Raw genomic sequence first — 6412 nt, forward strand, 5'->3', positions numbered from 1 at the left:
GAGCGAGCTTGCACGCGAAGAACGACAGAACACCCCCGAGCGTCAGGCAGCCAGCGTTATCGTTGACGACCTTCGCGAGCAAGCTCGCTCCTACAGGGGATTGCTGTGCAAACAAACAAGAAGAGGCAAATCATGTCCGAAATAATGTGGCAACCCAGCGCCGAACGCATCGGCAAGACTCGCATGGAGGCCTTCCGGAGCTTCGTCATCAAGCGCCATCACATACACCTCGATGACTATGCGGCCCTGCACCAATGGTCCATCGATCAGCGCCCGGACTTCTGGCAGGCGATCGTTGATTTCTTCGATATCCGCTTCCATCAGCAACCCGACGCGGTGCTGGTGGAGGGTTCACAAATGCCCGACGCCCAGTGGTTTCCCGGTGCGACCCTTAATTTCGCCGAACACTTACTGCGCCGCCGCGACGATGCCATCGCAGTCATTGCCGTAGCAGAAAACGGACAGCGCGAACATTTGACCTGGGCTGAACTGGCCGAGCACGTCGCAGGCTTTCAGAACGGTTTGATCGCCGCAGGCGTCGGTGCTGGCGACCGAGTCGCGGCGTGCATGCCCAACACCTGGCAAACCCTGGTGGCCATGCTCGCCACCACCAGCCTCGGGGCGATCTGGTCGTGCTCTTCGCCGGACTTCGGTACCCAAGGGGTGATTGATCGCTTCGGCCAGATCGAGCCGAAAGTGCTCGTGACCTGCGCAGGCTACCGCTACGCCGGCAAAGAGATCGACCAACGGGACAAGCTCAACGAAATTCTCGAACGCCTGCCGTCGCTGCAGCAGATGGTCCTCGTGCCATACACGCGGCTGGACGCACACATTGAACACTTCAGCACCCAGGCCAATGTGACGCTGTGGGACGATTTCTATGATCCCGGCGGCGAGCCGGACTTCGTCCCGGTGCCCTTCGATCATCCGCTCTACATCCTCTATTCCAGCGGTACCACCGGCGTGCCCAAGTGCATCATCCACGGCACCGGCGGCACGCTGTTGCAACACGTCAAGGAACACGGCCTGCATTGCGATCTTGGCCCCGGCGAACGCTTGTTCTACTACACCACTTGCGGCTGGATGATGTGGAACTGGCTGGTCTCGGCCCTCGCGACAGGCAGTTCCGTGGTGCTGTATGACGGATCGCCGTTCGAGCCCGTTCCCGAACGCTTGATCGACTTGATTGACGACGAGCTCATTACTGTCTTCGGCACCAGCCCCAAATACCTCGCCACCCTGGAAAGCAGTGGCGTAAAACCGCGACAAAGCCATGACTTGAGTAGCCTGAAAACCCTGCTTTGCACGGGTTCCGCACTGTCGCCACAGAGCTACGACTACGTCTATCGCGACCTCAAGACTGATGTGTGCCTGGCATCAATGTCCGGCGGCACCGATATCATTTCCTGCTTCGCCAACGGTAACCCCTTGCAACCGGTGCGCCGGGGCGTAATGCAGGGCAAAAGCCTGGGCATGGCCGTCGAAGTGTGGAACGACGATGGCCAACCGGTCATCGGCGAAAAAGGTGAACTGGTGTGCACCCGGCACTTCCCGGCCATGCCTATCGGCCTGTGGAACGACCCGGACGGCGAAAAGCTGCGCGCCTCCTACTTCAGCCAGTTCCCCGGCGTCTGGGCTCAGGGTGACTACGCCGAGCAGTTGACCGATGGAGGGATGATGATCCACGGGCGATCCGACGCGGTGCTCAACCCCGGCGGCGTGCGTATTGGCACGGCGGAAATCTATCGTCAGGTGGAAAAAGTCCCACAGGTGCTCGACAGCGTGGCCATTGGTCAGCAGTGGCAGGATGACGTGCGGGTGGTGCTGTTCGTCCGCCTTCAAGACGGCGTGACGCTGGATGAAACGCTGCAACAACAGATCCGCCAGGTCATACGCGCCAACACCACGCCGCGCCATGTGGCGGCGAAGATTGTCGCGGTGACTGACATTCCCCGCACCATCAGCGGCAAGATCGTCGAGTTGGCGGTGCGTAACGTGGTGCATGGACAAAAGGTCAAGAACACCGATGCGCTGGCCAATCCCGAAGCGCTGGAACAGTTCCGCAACCGCCCCGAACTCCAGGACTGAAACCAATATTCTGTAGGAGCGAGCTTGCTCGCGAAGGTCGTGAACGATTACGCGGGAAACCTGATTCCCCGCGTTGCCTGTAGGTTTTTCGCGAGCAAGTTCGCTCCTACAAGGGGCGAGTTGCAAGCACCAATTCCCGTACAGGTATGTGTCAGTCCACGAGCCCCCAATCGCCGGGTGGTGCCTGTGCACCTGGTTTGGCTTCAGCATGCAGCTTCAACCGCAAACGCAAATTGTTCACCGAATCAGCATGCTTCAACGCTTCGTCCTCATCGATCACACTTTCGACAACCAACTCGAACAGCGCCCCGTCAAACGTCTGCATCCCCACCGCCGATGATTTTTCCATCACGCCCTTAAGCTCGGAAAACTGGTTTCGGCGGATCAGATCTCCAATGGTCGGCGTCCCCAACATCACCTCCACGGCCACCCTTCGCAGCCCATCGCGACTGCGAACCAGACGCTGGGAAACGCAGGCCTTGAGGTTGTTACCCAGATCATTGAGCAATTGTCCCCGCCGCTCTTCAGGGAAAAAATTGATTATGCGGTCCAGCGCCTGATTGGCGTTGTGGGCGTGCAAGGTGGAGATCACCAGATGCCCGGTGTCGGCAAACGCCAATGCATGTTCCATGGTTTCGCGATCGCGAATTTCGCCGATCAGCACCACGTCCGGCGCCTGACGCAGGGTGTTTTTCAACGCGGCGTGGAAACTGCGGGTATCGACGCCGACCTCGCGCTGATTGATGATCGATTGCTTGTGGCGGTGGATGTACTCGATCGGGTCTTCGATGGTGACGATATGCCCGCGGCTGTGACGGTTGCGGTAATCGATCAAAGCCGCCAGCGAGGTAGATTTGCCCGAGTCGGTCGCGCCGACGAACAACATCAAGCCTTGCTTGAGCATCACTGTTTCGAGCAGTACTGACGGTAACTTCAGGCCTTCGAAACGGGGAATGTCGAGTTTGACATTACGTACCACCATCGACACATCGTTGCGCTGTTTGAAGATATTGACTCGAAAGCGGCCGATGCCGACCTGGGAGATCGCCAGGTTCATCTCCAGCTGTCGATCGAACTCCAGGCGCTGTTCGGCGTCCATGATGGACGCGGCAATGGCCGCGATTTCTCCCGGCTTGAAGGGATGTTCGGCCAAGGGTGTCAGAACACCGTCAAACCGGGCACTGGGCGGCGCACCCGTGGACAGGTAAAGATCAGAGCCATCCTGGCTGGCCAGGCGTTGTAATAACGCATCGATTTCCATGGCAAAAAGCACCCGCGAAGCATTCAATGAAAAAATGACCTGAAACCGGTCACTCACAATCCAGCAACAATAGTAGACGTCGCCACACCGACTTATGTGCAGGACATCTTGATGAACGCATCACCGACGGGCAGCGATGCCCAGGCTTTGATTGCCCGACTGGACTGGGCAAACAGCCCGCTGGGCGAGGCCAGCACCTGGCCGCAGAGCCTGCGAACCGCCGTGGACATCGTGATTCACTCGCCAATGCCGATGCTGTTGCTCTGGGGGCCGCAGCTGACTCAGATCTACAACGACGGCTTCGCCCTCCTCGCCGGCAGCAAGCATCCGCACGCTTTCGGACAGCCAACACACCAAGTCTGGCCAGAACTCAGAGACTTTACCGACCCCATTTACAGCGCCGTCCTACAAGGCCAGGTGCGAACCTACAGTGAGCAGCGCTTTACCCTGCAACGCGACGGCAAGGATTCCGACTTCTGGCTTGACCTGACCTACAGCCCCATCCGAGACGAAAACGCGCAAGTTGCCGGGATTCTGGTCACGGCCATCGAAACCAACGAACGGCGACGCATCGCCCTGGAGCTCGAGCAGCGTTCGGCCGCCAGCCTCAAGGCGCAAAAAGAAACCGAGGAACGCCTGCAACTGGCACTTGCCGCCACGGACGCGGTGGGCACCTGGGATTGGGATATCGGCGACGATCGTTTCATTGCCGATGCCCATTTCGCCCAACTGCACGGGGTCGATCCGGTCAAGGCCAGCCAATTGCCAATCAGCGAATACCTGCACGGTGTACACCCCGAAGATCGCGCCCTGATCGCCCGCAGCATCAAGCACTGCATCACCCACGGCACCGAATACGCCGAGGAATATCGCCTGTTGCAATCCGACGGCCAATTGCGCTGGGTGTTTGCCCGTGGGCGTTGCTACAAGGATCACCATGGCCGGCCAATCCGCTTCCTCGGCGCCGCACTGGACCTGACCGAGCGCAAGAACACCGAGCAGGCGTTGCGCCAGAGTCAGACCGAATTGCAGTTGATCATCAATGCCATGCCGATCCTGATCAGCTACGTGGACCGCGAGGAGCGTTTTCGCCTGAACAACGCTGCATACCTGGACTGGTACGGCCTGACGCCGCAGGAGCTTTATGGCCGTACGATTCGGGAAGTACTGGGGGACGACGCCTACGCCTTGCGAGCCCAGTACATCGCAGAGGCCCTGTCCGGCCGACCTTGTTGTTTCAGCATCAATACGCCGCATCGTGACGGCAGCATCCGCCATGCGCTGATGAACTATTTGCCGCGTCACGGGGCGGACGGTGCGGTCAACGGTTTTTATATCTTCGTGATCGACGAAACCGAGCGCAAACGCACCGAAGAAGCCCTGCTCAACCTCAATGAAACCCTCGAAGAGCGGGTCGCCGCGCGCACCCAGCAACTGGCCGAAACCAACGAGCGCCTGCAAAACGAGATGTTCGAGCGCGAACGCGCCGAAGATGCGCTGCGTCATGCGCAAAAAATGGAAGCGGTCGGCCAGCTCACTGGCGGCATCGCCCATGACTTCAACAACATGCTGACAGGCATTATCGGCAGCCTGGACCTGATGCAGCGTTACATCGCCGAGGGGCGCACAGAGGAGATCGGCCGTTTCACCGAGGCCGCCGTGTCCTCGGCCCACCGCGCCGCCGCTCTGACCCATCGCCTGCTGGCGTTTTCCAGACGCCAATCGCTGGATCGAAAGCCGCTGAACGCCAACGACCTGATCCATTCGCTGGAAGACCTGCTGCGCCGGACCAAGGGCGATCACATCGAGCTTGAGCTGCAATTGGCGGAAGACGTCTGGCTGGTCAGCACCGACGTCAGCCAACTGGAAAATGCGCTGCTCAACCTGGTCATCAACGCCCGGGACGCCATGCCTGATGGCGGCGAACTGCGGATCGAAACGGCTAACGTCTATCTGGACAGCACGGACATCAATACCCTGGAGCCGGTCACGGCCGGTGATTACCTGATGATTTCCGTCAGCGATAACGGCACCGGCATGACGCCCAAGGTGCTGGCCAAGGCGTTCGACCCGTTTTTCACCACAAAACCCATCGGCCAGGGTACCGGGCTTGGCTTGTCGATGATTTACGGTTTTGCCCAACAGTCGGGCGGCCACGTCAACATCTTCAGCATGCCCGGCCAGGGCACTAACGTGCGCTTATACCTGCCGCGTCTGCATGCCGTGGAGCAAGAAGAAGTGCTGTCACCGGTCATCAGCGAGGCGCCTGCGGCGATTGCCGGGGAAACCGTGGTGCTGGTGGAAGACGATCCAGCGGTGCGCATGCTGGTGTTGAGTCTGCTCACGGAGTTGGGTTATCGCGCTTTCGAAGCCGAGGATGCAAAGACCGCCTTGCCCTTGCTCGAATCAAGCATGCGGGTCGACCTTCTGGTCACTGATGTCGGCTTACCGGGAATGAATGGTCGTCAATTGGCGGAAATCGCCCGTCAACGTCGTCCGGCACTCAAGGTGCTGTTCATGACCGGTTACGCGCAAATGGCTGCCGAACGCCAGGGTTTCCTCGAAGAAGGCATGGACATGGTGGCCAAGCCGTTCTCCATTGATCTGCTGGCCAACAAGATTCGCACGATGATCGGCCAACCCGAGTGAGTTAGGGCATAATCGCGCGCCCCGCTGTAAACCCAGTTAGCAGGAACCTGTCCCATGAAAGCTCAAGCCCGCCATATTCTGGTGAAAACCTCGGAAGAAGCCGAGCAACTCAAACAACGCATTGCCAAGGGCGAAGCGTTCGATGTGCTGGCCAAAAAGTATTCCACCTGCCCTTCCGGCAAGCGCGGAGGCGATTTGGGTGAAGTGCGACCGGGGCAGATGGTTGGCGTGATCGATGCGGTGATCTTCAAGAAGCCGCTGCGGGTGGTACATGGGCCGATCAAGAGCAAGTTTGGGTACCACCTGGTGCAGGTGTTTTACCGGGATTAATCCAAATCCCTGGAGCTGCCGCAGGCTGCGATCTTTTTACTTTGCTTTTTTAAAACACAAGATAAAAAGATCGCAGCCTGCGGC

General features: G+C 59.1%; 4 protein-coding genes. 3 read left to right on the forward strand and 1 reads right to left on the reverse strand.

All coding sequences use genetic code 11. The features are described 5' to 3' along the window. Positions 1–132: 132 nt before the first annotated feature. On the forward strand, positions 133–2088 hold the full coding sequence (locus tag ACRESJ_RS24040) for an acetoacetate--CoA ligase (RefSeq protein ID WP_431760139.1): 1956 nt from the start codon (positions 133–135) through the stop codon (positions 2086–2088). 151 nt (positions 2089–2239) lie between these two features. Here ACRESJ_RS24040 and ACRESJ_RS24045 read toward each other — a convergent pair whose 3' ends face one another. After that, complete coding sequence (locus ACRESJ_RS24045; protein WP_431760140.1) at positions 2240–3349, reverse strand: PilT/PilU family type 4a pilus ATPase; 1110 nt, start codon at positions 3347–3349, stop codon at positions 2240–2242. 111 nt (positions 3350–3460) lie between these two features. Between ACRESJ_RS24045 and ACRESJ_RS24050 the strand changes: the two genes are divergently transcribed. Both ACRESJ_RS24050 and ACRESJ_RS24055 read left to right on the forward strand, forming a co-directional pair. After that, positions 3461–5998: a PAS domain S-box protein gene (locus tag ACRESJ_RS24050; protein ID WP_431760141.1), complete on the forward strand. Its 2538-nt coding sequence runs from the start codon at positions 3461–3463 to the stop codon at positions 5996–5998. A gap of 54 nt (positions 5999–6052) precedes the next feature. Then, entirely contained in the window at positions 6053–6328 is a 276-nt protein-coding gene (locus tag ACRESJ_RS24055) for a peptidylprolyl isomerase (protein WP_007898282.1), read from the forward strand. The last annotated feature ends 84 nt before the right edge of the window (positions 6329–6412 follow it).

Source organism: Pseudomonas sp., assembly GCF_050739655.1.
In the GTDB taxonomy this organism is placed as follows: domain Bacteria; phylum Pseudomonadota; class Gammaproteobacteria; order Pseudomonadales; family Pseudomonadaceae; genus Aquipseudomonas.